The 20254-nt window shown below is 63.2% G+C and carries 19 protein-coding genes; 7 read left to right on the top strand and 12 right to left on the bottom strand.

All coding sequences use genetic code 11. The annotated features are described in order from the left end of the window. Positions 1 to 16: 16 nt before the first annotated feature. The 4 genes from smc to GRF63_RS11305 form a co-directional block, all read right to left on the bottom strand. A complete protein-coding gene (gene smc, locus GRF63_RS11320) occupies positions 17 to 3439 on the bottom strand; it encodes a chromosome segregation protein SMC (RefSeq protein ID WP_160486091.1) in 3423 nt (1140 codons plus the stop codon). An 18-nt stretch (positions 3440 to 3457) separates the two neighbouring features. After that, a complete protein-coding gene (locus GRF63_RS11315; protein ID WP_160486090.1) occupies positions 3458 to 4213 on the bottom strand; it encodes a thioredoxin domain-containing protein in 756 nt (251 codons plus the stop codon). A 124-nt stretch (positions 4214 to 4337) separates the two neighbouring features. Continuing rightward, on the bottom strand, positions 4338 to 5021 hold the full coding sequence (locus tag GRF63_RS11310) for a DsbA family protein (protein WP_160486089.1): 684 nt from the start codon (positions 5019 to 5021) through the stop codon (positions 4338 to 4340). Next, complete coding sequence (locus tag GRF63_RS11305; protein WP_160486088.1) at positions 5021 to 5605, bottom strand: DUF721 domain-containing protein; 585 nt, start codon at positions 5603 to 5605, stop codon at positions 5021 to 5023. The genes GRF63_RS11310 and GRF63_RS11305 overlap by 1 nt, the downstream gene beginning before the upstream one ends. A gap of 29 nt (positions 5606 to 5634) precedes the next feature. On the opposite strand from GRF63_RS11305, the gene GRF63_RS11300 reads away from it, so the two are divergent. Beyond that, complete coding sequence (locus GRF63_RS11300) at positions 5635 to 6678, top strand: NUDIX domain-containing protein (RefSeq protein ID WP_160486087.1); 1044 nt, start codon at positions 5635 to 5637, stop codon at positions 6676 to 6678. Here GRF63_RS11300 and GRF63_RS11295 read toward each other — a convergent pair. Beyond that, positions 6675 to 6896 carry a hypothetical protein gene (locus GRF63_RS11295; protein ID WP_160486086.1) on the bottom strand — a complete coding sequence of 74 codons (222 nt, stop codon included), beginning with the start codon at positions 6894 to 6896 and terminating at the stop codon, positions 6675 to 6677. The two genes, GRF63_RS11300 and GRF63_RS11295, sit on opposite strands and share 4 nt — an antisense overlap. Before the next feature lie 104 nt (positions 6897 to 7000). Here GRF63_RS11295 and GRF63_RS11290 point away from each other — a divergent pair, with 104 nt between their 5' ends. Genes GRF63_RS11290 through GRF63_RS11280 form a run of 3 tightly spaced genes read left to right on the top strand, consistent with a single transcriptional unit; the run spans position 7001 to position 9902 of the window. Next, complete coding sequence (locus tag GRF63_RS11290; RefSeq protein WP_160486085.1) at positions 7001 to 8344, top strand: serine hydrolase domain-containing protein; 1344 nt, start codon at positions 7001 to 7003, stop codon at positions 8342 to 8344. Further along, the gene (gene nudC, locus GRF63_RS11285; protein ID WP_160486084.1) at positions 8344 to 9225 is read left to right on the top strand and encodes an NAD(+) diphosphatase; all 882 of its coding nucleotides are present in this window, start codon (positions 8344 to 8346) and stop codon (positions 9223 to 9225) included. Before GRF63_RS11290 ends, nudC begins: the two co-directional genes overlap by 1 nt. After that, positions 9222 to 9902 (top strand): DsbA family oxidoreductase, encoded by a 681-nt coding sequence (locus tag GRF63_RS11280; RefSeq protein ID WP_160486083.1) that lies wholly within the window; start codon positions 9222 to 9224, stop codon positions 9900 to 9902. The genes nudC and GRF63_RS11280 overlap by 4 nt, the downstream gene beginning before the upstream one ends. Before the next feature lie 24 nt (positions 9903 to 9926). Here GRF63_RS11280 and GRF63_RS11275 read toward each other — a convergent pair whose 3' ends face one another. Together GRF63_RS11275 and GRF63_RS11270 are read right to left on the bottom strand one after the other, a co-directional pair. Beyond that, the gene (locus GRF63_RS11275; RefSeq protein WP_160486082.1) at positions 9927 to 10172 is read right to left on the bottom strand and encodes a hypothetical protein; all 246 of its coding nucleotides are present in this window, start codon (positions 10170 to 10172) and stop codon (positions 9927 to 9929) included. 386 nt (positions 10173 to 10558) lie between these two features. Further along, complete coding sequence (locus GRF63_RS11270; protein WP_160486081.1) at positions 10559 to 10948, bottom strand: DUF1489 domain-containing protein; 390 nt, start codon at positions 10946 to 10948, stop codon at positions 10559 to 10561. A 97-nt stretch (positions 10949 to 11045) separates the two neighbouring features. Here GRF63_RS11270 and GRF63_RS11265 point away from each other — a divergent pair, with 97 nt between their 5' ends. After that, positions 11046 to 11966: a cyclase family protein gene (locus GRF63_RS11265; protein WP_160486080.1), complete on the top strand. Its 921-nt coding sequence runs from the start codon at positions 11046 to 11048 to the stop codon at positions 11964 to 11966. An 80-nt stretch (positions 11967 to 12046) separates the two neighbouring features. Here the strand turns inward: GRF63_RS11265 and GRF63_RS11260 are convergent, their stop codons facing one another. Continuing rightward, positions 12047 to 12973 carry an OmpA family protein gene (locus tag GRF63_RS11260; RefSeq protein ID WP_160486079.1) on the bottom strand — a complete coding sequence of 309 codons (927 nt, stop codon included), beginning with the start codon at positions 12971 to 12973 and terminating at the stop codon, positions 12047 to 12049. Between the two features lie 379 nt (positions 12974 to 13352). Between GRF63_RS11260 and GRF63_RS11255 the strand changes: the two genes are divergently transcribed. After that, entirely contained in the window at positions 13353 to 15158 is a 1806-nt protein-coding gene (locus GRF63_RS11255) for an SLC13 family permease (protein WP_160486078.1), read from the top strand. Between the two features lie 15 nt (positions 15159 to 15173). On the opposite strand, the gene mgtE is transcribed toward GRF63_RS11255, so the two are convergent. Continuing rightward, entirely contained in the window at positions 15174 to 16604 is a 1431-nt protein-coding gene (mgtE, locus tag GRF63_RS11250; protein WP_160486077.1) for a magnesium transporter, read from the bottom strand. Between the two features lie 126 nt (positions 16605 to 16730). On the opposite strand from mgtE, the gene GRF63_RS11245 reads away from it, so the two are divergent. Beyond that, on the top strand, positions 16731 to 17195 hold the full coding sequence (locus tag GRF63_RS11245; protein WP_160486076.1) for a peptidylprolyl isomerase: 465 nt from the start codon (positions 16731 to 16733) through the stop codon (positions 17193 to 17195). A gap of 58 nt (positions 17196 to 17253) precedes the next feature. On the opposite strand, the gene GRF63_RS11240 is transcribed toward GRF63_RS11245, so the two are convergent. From GRF63_RS11240 to GRF63_RS11230, 3 genes are all read right to left on the bottom strand, one after another. Beyond that, a complete protein-coding gene (locus GRF63_RS11240; RefSeq protein WP_160486075.1) occupies positions 17254 to 18231 on the bottom strand; it encodes a nuclear transport factor 2 family protein in 978 nt (325 codons plus the stop codon). 70 nt (positions 18232 to 18301) lie between these two features. After that, the gene (locus tag GRF63_RS11235) at positions 18302 to 19180 is read right to left on the bottom strand and encodes a LysR substrate-binding domain-containing protein (RefSeq protein ID WP_160486074.1); all 879 of its coding nucleotides are present in this window, start codon (positions 19178 to 19180) and stop codon (positions 18302 to 18304) included. Between the two features lie 107 nt (positions 19181 to 19287). After that, positions 19288 to 20250 (bottom strand): hemolysin family protein, encoded by a 963-nt coding sequence (locus GRF63_RS11230; RefSeq protein WP_160486073.1) that lies wholly within the window; start codon positions 20248 to 20250, stop codon positions 19288 to 19290. Positions 20251 to 20254: the final 4 nt, after the last annotated feature.

Genomic DNA, 20254 nt, shown 5'->3' with positions numbered 1-20254 from the left:
TTCAGCCGTTCCGCACTTACTCCGCCGCCATCGCCTCCGCTTCGCCCAGGTCCACGCTCACCAGCCGCGAGATGCCGCGTTCCACCATCGTCACGCCGAACAGGCGGTGCATGCGGCTCATGGTGACGGCGTTGTGGGTTACGATGAGGTAGCGGGTCTGGGTGTCGCGGTTCATTGCGTCCAGCAGGTCGCAGAAGCGTTCGATATTGGCGTCGTCCAGCGGGGCATCCACCTCGTCCAGCACGCAGATGGGAGCGGGGTTCGTCAGGAACAGGGCGAAGATCAGTGCTGTTGCGGTCAGCGCCTGTTCGCCGCCTGACAGCAGGCTGAGGGACTGGAGACGCTTGCCCGGCGGCTGGGCGTAGATTTCCAGACCCGCCTCCAGCGGATCGTCGCTGTCCACCATGGCGAGATGCGCCTGACCGCCTTCGAATAACCGGCTGAACAGCTTGCGGAAATGGCCGTCCACTTCCTCGAACGCGGCGCGAAGGCGTTCGCGGCCCTCGCGGTTGAGATTGCCGATACTGCCGCGAAGGCGCGCCACGGCCTCGGCCAGTTCGGCCTGTTCCTGTGCGCTGGCGCCGTGTTCTGCCTCAATCCGCTCCAGTTCCTCGGCGGCGACGAGGTTGACGGGGCCGATGCGCTCCCGGCTGGCGGTGAGGCGGTCCATCTCCTCGTTTTCGGCAGCGGAGGCTTTCACCGCCGCCTCGTCGAACTCGAACTTGCCCGGCAGCAGCGGCGGAGGCGACTGGAAGCGTTCGCCAGAAGCGCGCGCCATTTCCTCGCGGCGCTGTTCTTCGTTCTCTGCGCGGGTGGCCAGGGTGGCGCGTTCCTCGCGCGCGGTGGAGAGCGCTTCGTTGACTTGCGCCAGTTTCGCATCGGCAGCGCGGGCCTGTTCCTCCGTCTCGCGCACGGCGGCCTCGGCCTTGGCCAGTTCTTCGGTCAGGCGAGCGCGCACGGCCTCTCCGCCTTCGATTTCCTTGATCAGGCCCGCAGGCTTGGCGGCGATGACGGCGCGTTCCTCGGCAATCTCCTCGAACCGGGCTTCCATCCCGGCGAGGCGATTGGCGGCATCGCCTGCGCGCGCCTGCCATGCGGCCATGTCCTTGCGCTGGGTTGCCACCCTCTCACGCGCCACGGCCAGCGCCTGGTCATGCGCCGCCAGCGCGGCGGCGGCGGATTGCGCAGCCTCGCGCGCGGCCTCGTTCTTTGCGCGCGATGCTTCCAGGGCCACGCGGCCGCTTTCGGGATCGGGCAGTTCAGCCTTCTTCGCCTTCGCGCTGTCGAGATCGGTCTGCGCCGCCTCGCGCTGCTCCTGCAGGTCCTTGCCGCTGGCGGCCAGTTCCTCGCGCCGCGCGGCCAGGCGTTCACGCCGCGCCTCTGCCTGATCGAGCGCGCGCAGCGCCTGCCGCTCCGCCTCTGAAGCCTCACCGATGCCGCGCTCCTGCGCCACCAGATCGCGCTGCAGTTCTGACAATTCGGACTGCGCCGCCTCTTGCGCGGAGGATGCTGTTTCAACGGCGCTGCGCAGGTCCGGCAATTGGCCTTCCAACGCGGTAAAGCGATTGTCCGCCTCCAGCCGCGCAGCCTCCGCCGCGCCTTCGCCGCGCGCCACGAAGCCATCCCAGCGGCGCAGGAAACCGTCCCTTGTCACCAGCCACTCGCCGGGGCCGAGGCCGCGCCCGTCGTCGCTGTCCACCACGTGCACCAGCGCAAGGCGGGCGGCGAGTTCCTGCGGGCATTCGCGCACATGCTTGGCGAGGCTGTCCGCCACGGGGGAGGGCGCTTCGGAGCCGGTCCAGAACCGCCCCTCCGCCTTGCCTTCGGGCGCACCCAGCGGAGCCTTTGCATCGCGGCCCAGCGCAGCGGCCAGCGCGCGTTCGTAGCCGGGTTCGGCGGAAACCTTGTCCAGAGCGGCGGGCAGGCCGTGGCCGCCCTTCTTCTGCCGTTCCCGCGCCTCGCGGTCGCGTTTAAGCGCCTGCCACTCACGCTCCACGCCCGCCAGTTCGGCCTTTGCGGTGGAGAGGGTGGATGCAGCCTCGTCCCGCGCCGTGGCCAGCGCATCCTTGCGTGCGCGCGCCGCATCCAGGGCTTCGCGCAGGCGCGCGGTTTCGGCCTGTGTTTCCTCGACGCGGGTCTTTGCGGCGGCAACCTCCTCCTCAGGGTCGGTTTCGCCGAGCAGGGCGGCGCGCTGGTCTTCAAGGCGACGCGCCTCCGCTTCCAGCCTGTCGACCCGCGATTGCGCCTGCGAAATCTCCGCCTCGGCAACGCGCCATTCGGCCTCCACCCCGGCGTGGTCCGCCGTGGCCTTGGCCAGCGCGAGTTCGGCCTTGCGCCCCTCGCTCTCTGCCTTCTCGACGGTCCTGGCGATGTCGGGCCGCTTCGCTTCATCCGCCACCAGCGCCTTTGCGCCAGCATCCAGCGCGGATTCAAGATCCTTCAGGGCATTGGCGGCATCGCGCGTCATGCGATCGGCATCGACCCTGTCTTCCTCCAGCCGCACCTTCTGCCGGTCCAGATCCTTCAGCCGATCCTCGGCGGCTTCCAGCTGGCTGGAGAGCGCGGCCATGCGATGGCCATGCGCGCTGGCATCGTCGCGGCGATCGGCCAGTTCATCGCGCAGTTGGTGCAAGCTCTCGGCAAATGCGGCCTGCGCCTTTTGCGCCTCCTTCGCGGCGGCCTGCGCTTCTGCGACCTTGGCATCCGCGCCCTTGGCCTGTCCGCGCGCCGCCTCCGCCGCAGCGGCGGCATCGCGCCAGCGGGCGAACAGCAGGCGCGCCTCTGCCACGCGGATTTCGTCGGAGAGTTTCTTGTACCGCTCTGCCTGCCTGGCCTGGCGTCGGAGCGATCCGATCTGCGAATCGAGACCCGCCATCAGGTCTTCCAGCCGTTCGAGGTTCTTCTCGGTACTACGCAGCTTGCTCTCTGCATCGCGGCGGCGCACGTGCAGGCCCGCGATGCCCGCCGCTTCTTCCAGCATCATGCGCCGTTCTGTCGGCTTTGCGGCGATGACCTGCGCGATCTTGCCCTGGCTCACCAGCGCGGGGCTGTGCGCGCCGGTAGCGGCATCGGCGAACAGCAGAGAAACGTCCTTGGCGCGCACATCGTCGCCATTCATGCGATAGGCGCTGCCCGCGCCGCGCTCTATCCGGCGGGTGACCTCCAGCGGTTCGCCCTTGTCGTCCACCGCATGCAGCACGACCTCGGCGAAATCGCGCGGTGGGCGGTTGGCGGTGCCGGCGAAGATCACATCTTCCATGCCGCCACCGCGCATGGATTTGGGCGAGTTTTCGCCCATGACCCAGCGGATGGCTTCCAGCACGTTGGACTTGCCGCAGCCATTGGGGCCAACGACGCCGGTCAGGCCGGGTTCTATGCGCAGTTCGGCGGGCTCTACGAAGCTTTTGAAGCCGCTAAGGCGTAGCTTGCGAAACTCCATAAGCGCCCGCCGTCAGCCTCAGCTTTGGGCAGGCCGCGCGCCCGCTTCCTGCAGCACGGTTTCCAAATCGTCCCAGCTACGTTCTTCAAGAACGCGGCCATTCAGGATGAAGGTGGGGGTGGCATTGATGCCCAGCTCGTCAGACTGCCTTGTCGAACGATCACCGATAGCCATCACGGATTCGCTATCGGAAAGGCAGGCCTCCGCCTGATCCCGGCTTACACCGCGTGCGGCGAAGAAATCCAGGAAGCCAGCGGCATTGGCGATGGCGACGAAACGCTGATCTTCCGGCAGATCGCCCACATTGGCCAGTTGCGACTGCGCGCCTTGCATCTTGCCCATCACATCGTTGAAATTCACCCACACCTGATCGGCCAGCGGGTGAAAGCTTTCAGGCGCGGAGCACCGGGCGAGACGGGCCAGCGTCAGATCGAAGACATTGTGAACCTGGTTGCGCAATTCGTAGGACACGGTGCCGGTAGAGACATATTCCTCCTTCAGCGGGGTTGCCCCGGTCTGCGCGAAATTGGCACAGGCACCGCAGGTGAGGGAGGCATATTCCACCAGCTTGATAGGTGCATCGGGATTGCCCAGCAGATATCCGTCGGAATCGGTCACTTCCACCACGTCGGTCCACTGCTGGCCATCGGGGGCGGCAATCGGATCCATTGCCTGTCCGGCGGTTGCGCCGGCCTCGCTATCACCGCAGGCGGAAACGGCCAGCGCCAGCGGAGCGGCAAGAGTGGCGAGAACGATGCGGCGCGAGATAGTCATGGGTAAGTCTTCCGTGATGATCTTTGCGGCCTGAACCCGGATGATGCCGAGTTTAGAACCGGATGGTGAGTGTTTGAAAAGCAGCGATAGCGTGTAACCACAGCTTTTGCACAGGGTTGTCCCCCTATTCGCTGTCCTGCCGCGCGCTGACAAGCACTTCGCGCAAGGGTTCCCACCCGTAAACGCCGTCCAAAAGTTCTCCGTTCAGCACGAAGCTGGGCGTGCCGGGAACGTTGTATTCGGCGGCATTGGCCTGGGACTTGTCGGCAATTTCGCGGGCGTGGGCCTCATTACCGAGGCAGGCGGAAATCTCGCTGGCGGAATAGCCGCGGCCTTCCATCAGATCGTCCAGCTCCAGATCAGAGGCAATCGCGCGCATACGGCTGGGCACTGTGCCTGCCTGCCAGCGCGCCATCTGCGCCTCCGTCAGCCCCTGCGCCCGCGCCAGCCAGTCTTCCTGGGTGGACAGCACGGCCTTGTGATTATCGAAGAAGCGCGAGGGATCGCCGCATTCGGTCAGCAGGGCAGCGGCAAGATCGATGGGGTTGCGGATCAGGTGCCGCACTTCCACGGCGGCAAAGCCTTCGTGCACGTAATGATAGCGCAGCTCTGCCTCTGAATCAGCCTCGAAATGGGCGCAATGGGGGCAGGTGTAGCTGATGAATTCCACCAGTTGCAGCGGCGCTTCGGGGTTTCCGATGAGGTAGCCCTGGCCGGTGTCCACGATTTCTGCATTCCAGTTTTGCGCCAGGGCAGGGCTGGCAGGGATCATGCAGGCCAGCGCGATGGCCGACAATATGCGCTTCATCACTTCTCGTCCTCTTCTTTCTGCGCGACCGATCGCGCCAGCGATTCCAGCACCGCACGCAATTCGGGATCGCCGATATCGCGCAGGCTGTCGCCCAGCTCCATGGGAATGGGCTTGAGCGAAGGCGGGGCCTTGCGTTTCTCTTCAGCAGCAGGCGGCTTAACCGCGCCTTGCCGAATCTTCACCCGCGCCACCGCGCGATAGCCGAAAAAGCGGTTCACCCGCTCCATGATTTCCGGAATCACGTGCTGGATCATCGTGGCATGCCCCGGCAGCGCGACCAGCTCCAATATGCCGTCGCTCTTCTCTCCGGGCGGAAAGCGGATGCTTTCAGGCGCGCAGACACGCGCGTGGGTGGGGCCGACAATCTCCGGCCAGCGGGTAACGACGCTGGATTGTACAAAGCCATAGCGGCGAAAGGCGGCGCGGCCGATTTGCGGCACAAGGTCTGCCACGGCCTTCGCCGGGCCGCCGCGTGGGCGCTGGTAAGGCTTTGCCGCCTTCGCCCGTGGCTTGCGGGTGGATGGTCTGGCGGGCGTGCCCTTGGCACTCTTCCCCGATTTCGGTGGTGGTTCGCGTTCCATGAAGCCTGCACCCATGCCATAGCCGCAGCGTGACCGCCACTGTCTCTAACACTGTCTCCACGCTGCTTCTTGACTGGTATGATGCCCATGCGCGCGATTTGCCATGGCGCAGCGCGCCGGGTGCTGCCGCGCCGGACCCATACAGGGTATGGCTGTCCGAGGTGATGTTGCAGCAGACCACCACTGCGGCAGTCGCGCCCTATTTCGAAAAGTTCACTCAGACATGGCCCACCGTGCAGGCGCTGGCCGCCGCGTCTGAGGAGGACGTGATGGCCGCCTGGGCGGGACTGGGATATTATTCGCGCGCCCGCAATCTGGTGAAATGCGCGGCACAGGTGGCGGCGCAGGGTGGCTTCCCCGAAACCGAGGCTGAGTTGCGGAAATTGCCGGGGCTGGGCGCCTACACCGCCGCAGCCGTGGCGGCGATTGCCTTTGGCCAGCGCGCCGTGGTGGTGGATGCCAATGTGGAGCGGGTCGTGTCCCGCCTGTTTGCCATCCGTGAGCCTTTGCCGAATTCTCGCCCACAGATCCGCGAGGCGACCGATTCGATCACGCCGGAGGATCGCGCAGGCGATTTTGCGCAGGCGATGATGGATCTGGGCGCCACGATCTGCACCGCGCGCGATGCCCGGTGCCTGCTGTGTCCGCTATCTTCGCAATGCCGGATCCGGGCCGAGGGCGATCCGCTGGAACTGCCGGTGAAAGCGAAGAAAAAGCCCAAGCCAAGCCGCACCGGCACGGCCTTCTGGATAGAGCGTGAGGGCGAGGTTTGGCTGGTGAAGCGGCCCGGCACGGGAATGCTGGGCGGCATGCGCGCATTGCCGGATGATGGATGGTCCGCCCGCAAGGATGGCGATGGCGATCCTCCCGTATCAGGCGCGTGGAAGGGGGCAGGCGTGGTGCGCCATGGCTTCACCCATTTCGATATAGAACTGGGCGTTGCAGTCCATGCCAGCGGCGCTGGCCAGCCTGTGGGGGAGGGCCAGTGGTGGCCCATCGAAACCATCGACGATGCCGGCCTTCCAACCCTGTTTGCCAAGGCGGCACGGCTGGTGCTGTCAGCGCGGGATTAGAAGATCCCGCCGCCCAGCGTCAGGCGAACCGCCGCGATCAGCAGCACGATAAGGCAGAAGTTGCGCCCGCCATTGCTGCTGGACAACTGGCCGATGACGATACCCGCAACGATAATGGGCAGGGCAAACCAGTTGCCCCATCCCAGCAGGGGAATCTGAGAGGGAATAACGATAATCAGCGACAACAGGCCGATGAGAATAGAGACTATGTTCAGCATGTGTTATAGATAGGCAATACAGCAGGGGCCTGCAAGCTTGCGGCCCGCTTTTTCGCTGGTTAGGGCTTGCGCCAGGGCTTTTATGGCAAAGGATGCTTCCCCCCATGCTCCAGTTTTCCGCTGAATATCTGTCCCGCCGCGCAGTGTTGCGCACCTCTGCCATGATGGGCGCGGGCGCTGCTGCCGCCACGCTGCCTTTCGCCAGCACGGCCTTTGCGCAGGGCATCGCAGAGGAAGATGCGCAGGCTCGCTGGCCTTCGGTTGCCGCTTTCATGCGCGGTTACGTGGATCGGGAGATGGTTTCCGGCATGGTGGCCACCATGGGCTTTGGGCAGGATGCGCCGGATATTCTTTCGGCAGGCACGCGTACCTTCGATGGATCGGGCGCAGCGGGGCCGGATTCGATTTACCGCATCTATTCCATGACGAAGCCGATCACCGGCCTCGCCACCGTCATGCTGATCGACGATGGCCTGCTGTCGCTGGATCAGCCGCTGGCCGACATCATCCCCGCCTTTGCCAATATGCAGGTGCAAAAGCAGTATGACGGGCCGATCACCCGCGACAATCTGGAGCCTGCGCGGCGCCCCATCACCATCCGCCATCTGCTGACCCATACGGCGGGCCTGGGCTATTCGATCATCCAGCAAGGCCCGATCAATGCTGCCTATCGCCAGCGTGGCATCGTGCCGGGGCAGATCAGCAACATGGCCATCGCGCAGGAGATCTTCGGCGGAAGACCTGCGGCCAGCCTTGCCGATTTTGCAGAAGGGCTGGCGCAACTGCCGCTGGTGTATCAGCCGGGAGAGCGGTGGAGCTATTCCGTCAGCCTGGATCTGCTGGGCCGCGTGATAGAGATTGTCAGCGGCCAGCAGTTTGACGCGTTTCTGCAGGATCGCATCCTTGGCCCCTGCGGCATGACATCCACCGGCTTTCAGGTGAAACGCGGGGATGCCGATCGCCTGACGGGTAATTATTTCGTCATGGCCGGCATTCCCATCCCCATCGATCTGCCGCGCAGTTCTGTCTATCTCCACAAGCCCGCATTCCCTTTCGGCGGGGCCGGGCTGGTATCGACTGGCCGCGATTATGACCGGTTCCTGCAGATGCTGGCCGGCTATGGCGAGATCGAGGGCAAGCGGGTTGCCAGCGAAACGGCGGTGCGCCTTGCCACCAGCAATCTGTTCCCGGAAACACTTGCATCGAACGGCGGGTTTGAAACCGGCGGCAGAAGCTTTGGCTTTGGCGCGGGCGGTCTTGTGGGCACGGGCGATACGGAGGGATTGTTCGGCTGGTTCGGTGCGGCAGGCACGGTTGGCCTGGTCAATATGAAATGGGGCCTGCGTCACAATCTGATGACCCAATATATGCCTGCCGAAACCTATCAGGTGCAGCAGCAATTCCCGCTGATGGTGGCGCAGGATGCCGCGGGGCTGATGCTATCGTGATGTCTTTGCCGCTTGCGTTTACCGGCCATGATCTTGACCGGGACGATCACACACGCGCCGATCCCGCTCGCCTTGCCGCCATGCGCGCGCGCGACGATGCGCGCATGCTGGTGCTGGACGGTCTGATGCCGCGCTTTACAGAAGATGGCCTAGCGGTCAGCGATCTGGGCGGCGTCGGCCCGGAAGATGAGCTGGTGTATCTGGGCCTGCGCGACGGTACGCCGCTATTCGTCTCGGTGCCGGAACAGGGCGATCTGCGCCAGGCGGTATCCATGCGCGAGACAATGATGGCGCTGCTGCAAATGCCGGCAAAGGAACTGGCGCTGTTTGGCGGCGCGCGCAGTATCGCCGATTGGCATGCGCGGCATCGCTTCTGCGCCCAATGCGGCGGCGCGACGCAGATCGCCAAGGGCGGCTGGCAGCGCAATTGCCTTTCGTGCGAGGCATCGCATTTCCCCCGCGTCGATCCTGTGGCGATCATGCTGGTGGAGCATGACGGCGCGCTGCTGGTGGGGCGCGGACGTGGCTGGCCCGATCGCAGCTATTCCGCGCTTGCAGGCTTTGTGGAGCCGGGCGAGAGTATCGAGGAAGGCGTGGCGCGCGAAGTGTTTGAGGAGGTTGGCGTGAAAGTGCGCGATGTCACCTATATCGCCAGCCAGCCTTGGCCATTCCCGTCGCAATTGATGATCGGGTGCCACAGCTTTGCCGAGGGCCGCGATCTGACGATTGACGAAACTGAGATAGAGGACGCGCGCTGGTTTACGCGAGCCGAGGTGGAAGACGCGATGGCCAACGGGCAGGACGCCGCCAGCTTCGTGCCCCCGCCGCGCACGGCAATCGCGCATTACCTGTTGCAGCACTGGCTGGAGAAAACCGCATGAGCACGCCGATGGTGGTGGATATATGGTCTGACGTGATGTGCCCGTGGTGCCTGGTGGGCTGGCGCAGCTTCATGGAAGGCGCGCGGCTGGCATCGGACGATGTCGAGGTGACGATCCGCTGGATGCCCTTCGAACTCAATCCGAAAATGCCGCCAGAGGGCAAGTTGCAGGCTGAACATTTGGCCAGCACCTACAACCGCAGCGCAGAGGAAATAGAGGCCATGCGCGCCGAACTTTCCGGCGCGGCCGAGCGGGTGGGATTTCCGATCGACTGGCAGGGTGAAGGCGAGGAACCGCCTGCAATGATGTGGAACACGTTCGATTGCCACAAGCTGCTGCGCTGGGCGCTGGCGGCCTATGGTCCGGCAGAGCAGACGACATTGAAAGAGGCGATGTTCAGCGCGCATTTTCAACAGCGCCGCAACATGGCGAATCGCGATGTGCTGGTGTCTGTGTGTGAGGAAGCCGCACTGGATGGCGCCAAAGCGCGTGAGGCTCTGGACGATGAGGCGCTGGAACTGGCGGTTCGGGCCGAAGAAGAACGCGGCGTTTCCGGCGGTATTTCTGCCGTGCCTACCTTCGTGGTGAACCACAAATACATGTTGCAAGGGGCGCAGGAACCTGAAAACTTCGCCCGCGCCCTCTTGCAGATTGCCGGTATGGAAGCCGCAGCCTGATCTCAGGCTGGGCAATCCGTATTGTTAGCTGTCACGATTACTCTGGATGGCGGCTTGGGTCTTGGGACCCTTTTTCGCATCCTCGGCGGGATTGTCACTTCCCACGGTAGGCTCGCGATTTTCGGGATCGGTGGCGCGCTTGATTTCGTCGCGCGTGCCGACGCGGGTGTTTACGGTGCCACCAGACCGGCTGCCTTGCGATGGCGTGGCGCCATCCTGCATGCTGTCGATCAATTCATTGTCGGGGTGTAGGCTCTGACGTTCGGGCATTCAAACTCTCCTTTCCCAATCAACGGGAAAGGGGAGGAAGATGTTCCGAGATGTTACCAGTCTTCAGGCGTGCGCCCGATATCGGGCCAGCGATGCGCCAAGCGTGGAGCGGCCACGGCCAGCTTGCCGCTTATCAACCAGACGGTCGCCAGCATCGTTCATGGTCATGCCAATCGCGCTGCCATGCGGACAGCACGCAGCATGCAGGCGATCCCTCAGGGCGCTATCAAGCTGAATGTACTGGCGATTTTCCATGGTGCGATAACCCGTTTCGGCGGTAGTTGTTCCCGTAACCAATACGCCTGATCATGCTGCACTGCAACATTCTTCGCGAGCATGCTCCGTAATGGGTCGGAATTTGAGCTCCGCAGCCGGGTGAGGCAATGTCAAATCAAGCCAAGTCGTTGCAGTTTTCCCGCCAGCTTTCCCGGAATGATGTCGCCAATATCCTCGCCATCCTCAAGATCGCGTGGCGGCTCACCCTTCAGATAGCGCCAACCCTGATGCGCGCGCTTCGGCTTTGGCATCACCTTTACCAGTCGCGGCTCGATCACAATCCACCAACGCCCGTCATCCTGTTGTTCGTATGCGGTAATCTTCGACCGGGCGACGATGTTGTGTTCGTGGATCCAGAACAGGGAGCCGCCGATCGTCTCTTCCCAGCGGGTGGGGCGATAACGGGTGTTCACCTTGAAGCTGGAGCGGTTGGCGTACCATTCCTCGATATCGGCAAAGCTCTGTGCGCCGAATGCGATCTTGGTGAGGTTGAGCGGCATCTGGGATAGATAGGCGCTGCTGCGCTACGCTCAAGCCTTGCCAAGCGGCCTTGCCCGCCGCAGTCTCCTGAGAAAATCAATTGGGAGGGAATTTTACATGCGCAAACTCATCATCACCTCGGCAGCTCTGGCACTATCGGCATGCGCCGCGCAGGCGCAGGAAAGCGGGGGCAGCGCGCCCCAGCTTTACGACGATCCCGATGCAGGCGCGCTGACCGGGCTCACCACCGCCATGGTGCGCGATGCGGCCGATCTGGTGACAGAGGGCAAGGTCTACCGGCTGGGCATCGTGAGCGGACCCGATACGCCGGTGTGGGGCGACCGCACCTATTCCATGAGCATCGTCGATCTCGGCGTGAACGGCCCCAACAAGGTAACAGGGCATGACGACCGCGTGGAAACGCATCTGGGCATCGGTACGCAGATCGATGGGCTGGGCCATATCGGCATCGACGGTGTGCACTATAACGGCGTGCCCTACACCGACATCATGCGCGAAGACGGCCTGATCCGCTACGGCGCGGAGAATATTCCCGCCATCGCCACGCGCGGCGTGCTGATCGACATGGCCGCCCATCGCGGGGTGGACGTGCTGGAGCCCATGGCGCAATTCGGCGCGGCGGAGATACAGGCCGCCGCCGCTGCGCAAGGGGTGCAGGTGCGCGCGGGCGACGTGGTGTTGTTCCACACCGGCTGGCTATCCACGATGGGCGATGCGGAAAAGTTCATCGCGCAGGCCCCCGGCATCAATGCCGATGGCGCCGCCTGGCTGGTGGAGCAGGGCGTGGTGGCCGTGGGCGCGGACACTGCCGGGCTGGAAACCAACGCCCCGCCAGCCGATGGCACCGTGTTGCCGGTTCACGCCATGCTGATTGCGCAAAACGGTATCTATATCCTCGAAACCATCGATACCCGCGAACTGGCGGCAGATGGCGCGCATGAATTCATGTTCGTGCTGGGGGCGCCCCGATTGAAGGGCAGCGTGCAGGCCATCATTAATCCGGTTGCCATTCGATAGCCGACGGATCTTGCCCGAAATGAAAAGGGGGCGAGCATTGCTCACCCCCTTCTCGTCTGACTTGCGGTGTTTTGCCGAACTTACAGTCCTGCAACAGCCTTGCTGACCAGGATATTCACCGAAACGCGGCGGTTCTGGGCGCGGCCCGCAGCGGTGGAGTTGTCCGCAGTGGGATCAGCCTCTGCCATGCCGGTGGGCGAAAGCATGCGCCAGGGTTCCCAATCGCATTCCTGCTGCAGGAAATTCACCACGCGGCCTGCGCGGCGCTCGCTCAGCGTCTGGTTGTAGTCCTGATCGCCAACGGAGTCGGTGTAACCGACCACCAGCAGCAGGGCGTTCTGCGTTGCATTGGCTTCCTGCGCGGTGGCGCACAGTTCGCGCTGGCCTTCTGGTGAGAGGTTCCACTTGCCGGTGTCGAAATAGACATTGGCAACGTCCAGCACGTTGTACTGATCGATGTTGGCAACGCGGCCACGCAGCGCTTCAGCAGCGGCGGCGTTTTCTTCAATCATCGCGCCATGCTCGGCAAACTGCTGGCCGGTGCCTTGGCGGATCATCGTGGCGGTTTCGAGGTCATTGTCGCTGAAACGTACCTGGCTGGCCACGAGGCCGCCTTCCCATTCAACAGTCTTCACGCTGACGGGCAGGCCGTTCAGCAGGGCATTGGCTGCCAGCTCTTCACGGCCCAGGCCCAGGAAACCGCCCTTGGCCTTGATGTCGGTGGAATCGGCGATCAGCACGGTGGTGCTCTGGCCGCTTTCGGTGGTCACCTGCATTTCGCGGCCACGACGGGCGGAAATGAAGCCGTCGATCTCCGGACCGGCAGTCAGGCCGGAAAGATCGGACGGCAGGGTGCCATAGACATTGATATTGTCATCAACGGTGGCATTCGCCTGGGCCGAGGTCGCTGCGGGCTGCAGCTCCTGCGCAAAAACGCCGGAGGTGGCAGTGGTTGCCAGCATGGCGGCAAAGGCAATTGCCATCGGCCTTTTCGAAATAACAGTCATCACAATACTCCTTCAACATTAGCGACCGGTTCGACGGAAACACATCTTCATCCGACAGCCAATTTAATGGCCCGTCCGGTTACATTAATTCCTCTTGGCCTGATTCGTTCTGGGTCCTTGAAGTTGATCGGATCAGGCCACCTCGGCGGTCCGGTTGTTCGCGCCCACCTTTCGGTCAGATGAACATGGTTAACAAAAGTGGTGCCCTTACTGTTGGGTTGAGCGCTCGATGCGATGAAGCGTTTTGCCCCCGCTATCCAAAAACCCCGCCAATCTGGCTTCCGCCTCGCACATTTTGCTGGAAAGGGGATCGGCGGGATGGATAGAAGCCGCCTGATCGCTGTCACCGCGTGATGGCCGCTGCTGGGATTCGCAATCTATGGAATCTGTGTACGCCGTGTTGACAGAACATGGCGCTGTTATCGGGATCGCCCTTCTGGTCATCCTGTTCATCGGCTTTGCGATGGAGCGGTTTCCGCCTGTCATCCTGGCGGTGGCGGGCGGCGTAGTGATGATGGCACTGGGCTATCTGCCGGCGGATCAGGCGCTGTCGGTATTCGCCAATTCCGCGCCGATCACCATTGGCGCGATGTTCGTGCTGTCGGGCGCACTGCTGCGTACAGGCGCGCTGGAGGAGGTGACGGGGTGGATCCTGCGCCGCACGCTGCGCAGGCCAAGGCTTGCGCTGGCAGAGATTGGCGGCGGCACGCTGATGGCATCGGCTTTCATGAACAACACACCCGTGGTGATCGTGATGATCCCGATCATAAAGCGGCTGGCGCGCGTGCTGGGAACGGCGGCCACGCGGCTGCTGATCCCCCTGTCCTATCTTTCCATCCTGGGCGGAACGCTCACCATGATCGGCACATCCACCAATATCCTGGTGGATGGCGTTGCGCGGGAGCAGGGGCTGGAGCCCTTCGGCATTTTCGAGATTACCGGCGTGGGCATGATCGTGGCGCTGGCCGGTGTTGCCTTCCTAACCATCGTGGGGCCGATATTGCTGCCGACACGCGCAGAGCGCGATATCGGACGCAGCGGAGAGAGCGAGACCTATCTTTCGCACCTTGCGCTGGGGTCCGACACATCGCTGATCGGGCAGTCGGTGGAACGATGCGCCGTTTTTCGCCGGCCCGGTATCGATCTGATCGCCATTCAGCGCGGAGCGAAGATTTTTCGGCGCAACCTGGACGAACTGATCATCGAAAAAGGTGATGAATTCATCGTCAGCGCATCGCCATCGGAACTGGCATCGCTGGCCGAAGCTATCGATTTCCGCGTCGGCCTGACGGGGCTTGGCGGGGGTATAACCCTCAGTGGCAAGGGGCGTGACCCGGATGCCCAGCTGGTGGAGGCGGTGGTCGGCTCCAACCACCCCATCGTGGGGCGGCGGCTGGCAGAGATACCGTTGCTGTCGCGCTTCAGGGTGCGCGTTCTGGGCCTTGCCCGCCCGCGCCATGTGCCCGGCCCCGAACTGGCCGAGGTGCGCGTGAGGGCGGGTGACCGGCTGCTGATCGCGGCGCTGCCCGATGCGGCAGAAGCGCTGGAAGGCAATATGAACCTGGCGCAGGTGGCGCAGGCCCCGGCGCGCGCTTTCAAACGCGGCAAGGCTCCGCTTGCCCTGCTGACGCTGGTAGGCGTGGTGCTGGCCGCCGCGCTGTTCGATCTGCCGATTGCGGCGCTGGCCATCGGCGGTGTGGGCGTGGTGCTGATTACGCGCTGCATAGAGCCGGAGGAGGCGTGGAATTCCATCGACGGCAATACGCTGGTGCTGATTTTCGGAATGCTGGCCTTTGGCACCGGCTTGCAGAATGCGGGCACGGTGGAACTGATCGTGCGCTGGTTCACGCCGCTGCTGGCCAGCGCATCACCCGTGGTGGTGCTGATCTGCGTCTATGCGCTCACCAGCACGCTGACGGAAATCGTCACCAACAATGCGGTGGCGGTGATCATGACGCCGCTGGTGATATCGCTGTCCAGCGCGCTGGGTATCGATCCGCGTGCATTGGTGGTGGCGGTGATGTTCGGAGCCAGCGCCAGTTTCGCAACGCCCATCGGCTATCAGACCAATACGCTGGTTTATGGCGCGGCGAATTATCGCTTTGTCGATTTTCTGAAAATCGGGCTGCCGATGAATATCGTGGTGGGCGGGGCTGCCTGCTTCGCGATCGAGATGTTCTTCTAGGGCCGCGAGGCGGATCTATCCGGCCAGCCCGGCCGCCACGGCAAGGCCGAGGAAGGCGAAGAAGCCCATCGAATCGGTGATCATTGTCACGAACACGCTGCTGGCAACGGCAGGGTCCTGATCCAGCCGCTCAAACGCCACTGGCACCATCACGCCTGCCATGCCAGACACGATGATGTTGATGATCATGGCCGCCGCAATCACCGCGCCCAGCTCGGGCGTGAACAGCACCGCTGTGGCAATTCCGATCAGCACCGCGATGGTTGCGCCGTTCATCAGCGCCACCTTCAGCTCTCGCAGCAGGATGCGCTTGGTGTTGGACTTGGTCAGCTGGTTCATGGCGATGGCGCGCACGGTTACGGCCATCGTCTGCGTACCGGCGTTGCCGCCGATGCTGGCGACAATCGGCATCAGTATGGCCAGCGCCACCAATTGTTCGATCGCGGCACCGAAAAAGGCGATGATCGCGCTGGCAACCACGGCTGTGCCCAAATTGGCCACCAGCCAGCGCACGCGGGCGGAATAGGCATCTCGCAAAGGCTCGTTAATGTCACCTTCGCCAGCGCCGCTCATCAGCAGGGCATCCTCGCCCGCCTCTTCGGAAATGATGTGGACGATATCGTCCACCGTCAGCTGGCCCACCAGCCGCCCGCTTTCATCCACCACGGCGGCGGAGATCAGGGCGTATTTCTGGAAGCGCAGGGCTACCTCTTCCTGGTCCATCGCCACGGGGATCAGCGTCTGGTCGCGCTTCATCACATCGGTAAGCGCGACAGAGCGCGGGGTGCGCAATATCCACGAAAGCTGGATCGTGCCGACGGGGTGGAAACGATGGTCCACCACAAAGACTTCCCAGAATTCGGTCGTCAAATGATCTTCGGCGCGCAGGTAATCGATAAGGTCGCCCACGCTCATCGAATCGGGCACCGCGATCAGTTCGCGCTGCATCAGGCGCCCGGCGGATTCTTCGGGATAGGCGAGGGCGGTTTCGATAACCGCGCGGTCTTCCGCCTGCACCTCGGCCAGGATGGCGCGCTGGTCGATCTCGTCCAGATCCTCGATCAGCTGGACGGCGTCGTCGGTATCCAGCTGGCCGACGATTTCGGCAACGGCTTCGGGCGGCAGCGCCTCCACCATGTCCTCACGAACGTAATCGTTCAGCTCCGCCACCACGTCGCTGCTCATCAGATCGGTGATGGCGGCGGCCAGGTCGTTGCGCTCCTTGCGCTCCAGCAGCTCGAAAAGGTCGGCGATGTCGGCGGGGTGCAGCGGTTCTACCAGATCGTAGACGCTGTCCTCGATCTCGTCATACAGCGCCTCGCGCACCTGCCGCACGAATTCGGGCTTCAGGCGGTTCTCCTCATCGAACTGCTCGCCTTCGCCCTGCTTGGGCTCTTCGGGCGCGGCGGTCTGCCCGTCCAGTTCGTGAAGATCGCTCTCGGCCATGATTTGCAGGCTCTATGCAGCTTGGCTGCAAAAGCAAGGCGCGCTGCGGGCGGTCATGGTTTTTGGGGCCGTGACTTTGCCCCGATGATCCTCTAGATCGCCCCCAACTTTTCAAGGAGATTCAATATGGCCGACGAAAAACTGACATTCACCGTCGATTGCGGCGACGGCAAGGGCGGCGATGTCGTCATCAAGCTGCGCAGCGATGTGGCCCCCAATCACGTGGCCCGCATCACGGAACTCGCCAAGGAAGGCTTCTACGATGGCGTGGTGTTCCACCGCGTGATCCCCGGTTTCATGGCGCAGGGCGGCGATCCCACCGGCACCGGCATGAGCGGATCGGACAAGCCCGATCTGAAGCAGGAGTTCAGCAATGTGCCGCATGTGCGCGGCGTATGCTCGATGGCCCGCACGCAGGACCCGAACAGCGCCAACTCGCAGTTCTTCGTGGTGTTCGACGATGCCCGCTTCCTGGATAACCAGTACACCGTATGGGGCGAGGTAGAGAGCGGCATGGAGCACATCGATGCGCTGCCCAAGGGCGAACCGCCCGCGAACCCTGGCAAGATCACCAAGGCAACCGTCGCCTGATCAAACAAAAGGGGCGCCCGTCGAGGCGCCCCTTTTTCGTTGAAGGCGGAGGCGCTGTTCAGCCCTCCGTCGGGGCCACGTTGCGCGTCTTGATCAGCCATTCGCCATCCACGCGCACCACATCATCCACACCGCGGCCAACCGCGGCCACGCGCGGGGCGGGATCGACACCGGCACCGCCGCCGAACAGCGTCTGCCAGTAATAATGAACGCGGGCGTGATCGGCATCGACGAACTCGATCTGCTGGTTCGACATGATGTGATACATGCCGGCGCCCGGCAGCTCGCCCCGCGCGAAACGTCCGGCGTTGCCTTCCTGCAGCGAACCGATCATCCCGCGCAAGGCATCGTGCCCCTGCACGGTGTTGAACGATCCGTCCGGCGTGAAGACGGCGGCATAGGCATCGGCGTCCAGCGTGTCCGTCGCGCGGACATAGCGCCACATCAGATCCTCTATCGCGGCGCGGTCTGCCAATTCCTGCTCTGGTGAGGCGGGGGCAGCCGATTGGGGCGGGGCAGGCGGCAGGGTTGCCGGATCCCAGTGCACGTCCGCCTTGCCATCCACGAAGCGCCATGTGTCGAACCATGTGGTGGTGTAGGTTTCATCCGGATTATCGGCATAGGGCACCTCGCGCTTGATCAGCACGGTCACCAGGTCATCTTCGGCCACCACGTCCACGATGGGGCTGGTCAGCGTGCCGCAATCGTCTGTGCGGGGCCGCTTGGCGACTTCGGTGAAATAATAGATCACACCCTCCAAGCCGGATGCGGCCATGGGGTTGTGCTGGATATAGCGATCGGTCAGCCATTCGCCCGCGCGATCCCACTGATTGCATTGCAGCAATTCGCGCATGATGTGCAGCGCCGCCTGCTTGTTGCGATGCAGTTCGGGATCGTCGCTGGTGAACAGGCTTTCAGGATCGGGATGCGCGGTAACGGGATCGTTCAGCGCCCGCATCTGCGCGGCAGCAGGCGCGGCAACGAAGGGGGTAAGCGATACAGCGGCAGTGGCAAGAAAGGCAGTCAGTAGTTTCATCGGGCGGTCCTCCCAGGTTGAACCAGTCTTGTTGACTTTGCCCGAAGATGCACGATTTCGCCCCGCGATGCTAGAGGCCTGCTTGCACGATCCAGTCGTGGAAAATCCGCACGGGACGCGCCTCAAGATCGGCGGGGCGGCAGATGAACCAGTATGAGTAGGGGCTCTCCACCTCCACATCATACAGCCGCGCCAGTCGGGGGTCGTTATTTCGCGCCAGGTGATCGTCATGCATCATGGCGATGCCGATGCCCTGCGCCGCGGCTTCCAGGATCAGCTGGCCGGAATCGTAATGGTCCACCGCCGATGGCTGCAGCCTTTCCATGCCCAGCGCCGCTTTCCATGCATCGAAACTGCGCGGCATATCGGTGTGCAGCAGGAAAGTCTGCTTTTCCAGCAGAGCGATATCGGGCGTGTCGCCCAGTTCCTGCGCCAGTTGGGTGCTGGCGATGGCGTGAACCGTGTTCTGGTCCAGCTGTACGGAATACAGCGTGGGATCGGGATCCTGCATCAGCCCGATGGCAGCATCCAGCGTATCACCAACACGGTCAATCAGGTGCGGGCCGGTGTCAATATCCAGATGCAGGCGCGGGTGGACGGAGCGCAATTCGTTCAGCCGGGGGAACAACCGCTGCGTGCCGAACAGGGGCATTACGCCCAGCCGCAGGCGCAGCAATTGCAGGTTCTCGCTCTGCGATTCCACCGCCGCTGCCAGCGCTTCAAGATGCGGGGCAACGGCATCGTAAAAGGTGCGCCCCTCGTCCGTCAGCTTCATCGTCTGGCCAGAGCGGGAGAACAGCTTGCGCCCGGTAAAGCTTTCCAGATTGCTGATCCGCCGGGACAATGCGGATGGGCTGAGGCCCAGTTCGCTGGCGGCAGAACGCGCGGAACCCAGGCGCACAACGCGGATGAACGCTTCGAGGGCTCTTAGGGGCGGAAGTCTGCGCATGGCGGCAATGTCTGTTCAAAAGCTGCCCCTGTCGAGGGCAAAGTGGCGGTTTTCGGAATGTTTCTGCCGCAATGCAAAAAAATTGCTGCGATGCGAGAGATTTGACCTCAGATATCGTCCAGTTCGCTGCTTGGCGAGGGGCTGTGGAGGCGCAGGCGCGTGACATGGGTTTCATCGCCCGCAGTCACCTCGATCCGCCAGCCGCTGGGGTGCGTAAGGATGGTGCCGGGCTGCGGAACCTCCTGCGCCAGCACGAAGGCAAGCCCGCCCAGCGTATCCACCGATTCTTCCACCTCTGCCAAGGCCGGATCGCCAACCACCTTGGCCACGTCTTCCAGCTCAACGCTGGCATCGGCGTCCCACACGCCCTCGTCGATAGCCACGACCTGTTCGATCGGTGCCTCGTCATGCTCATCCTCGATCTCGCCGACGATTTCCTCGACCAGATCCTCGATCGTGATGATGCCGTCGGTGCCGGAAAATTCATCCACCACGATGGCAAGGTGCACACGCCGCTGGCGCATGTCGGCCAGCACATCCAGCGCGCCGCGCGCCTGCGGCACATACAGCGGCTGGCGCAGCAGCACGGTCCAGTCGGCAGGCGGTTCCTTGCCACCGGCCAGATAGGCGAACACATCCTTCAGGTGCATCATGCCGATCACATCATCCAGCTGATCCCTATAAACGGGCATGCGGGAGATACCGTGTTCGGCGAACAGGCCCACCATTTCAGACCATGGTGCAGTAGCCTCCACCGCGATGATCTCCTTTCGCGGGATGGCCACATCATCGGCGTCATGCTCGCTGAAATGCAGCAAATTGCGCAGCATCGTCAGTTCGACGCTGGACAAGTCCCCCTTTGATGACCTGTCGCCGCCATTGGCCGCTTCATCCTCATGCTCGTCAATGGCTTCTTCCAGCTGTGCGCGCAGGCTGGTATCGCCCTGGTCTTCAAAAAGGCCGCGGATGGCATTCCACAATCCACCGGACTGGCCTCCATTTTGACCAAGGCCGTTGCTACTTTCCGATTCTCCGGTTTGGGAATCGTCAGGTCTGTCAGTATCGGGCATCGCC

It is taken from the genome of Aurantiacibacter rhizosphaerae (assembly GCF_009807005.1).
GTDB classification, from domain to species: domain Bacteria; phylum Pseudomonadota; class Alphaproteobacteria; order Sphingomonadales; family Sphingomonadaceae; genus Alteraurantiacibacter; species Alteraurantiacibacter rhizosphaerae.
This window is presented reverse-complemented; position numbering and strand designations above follow the sequence as displayed.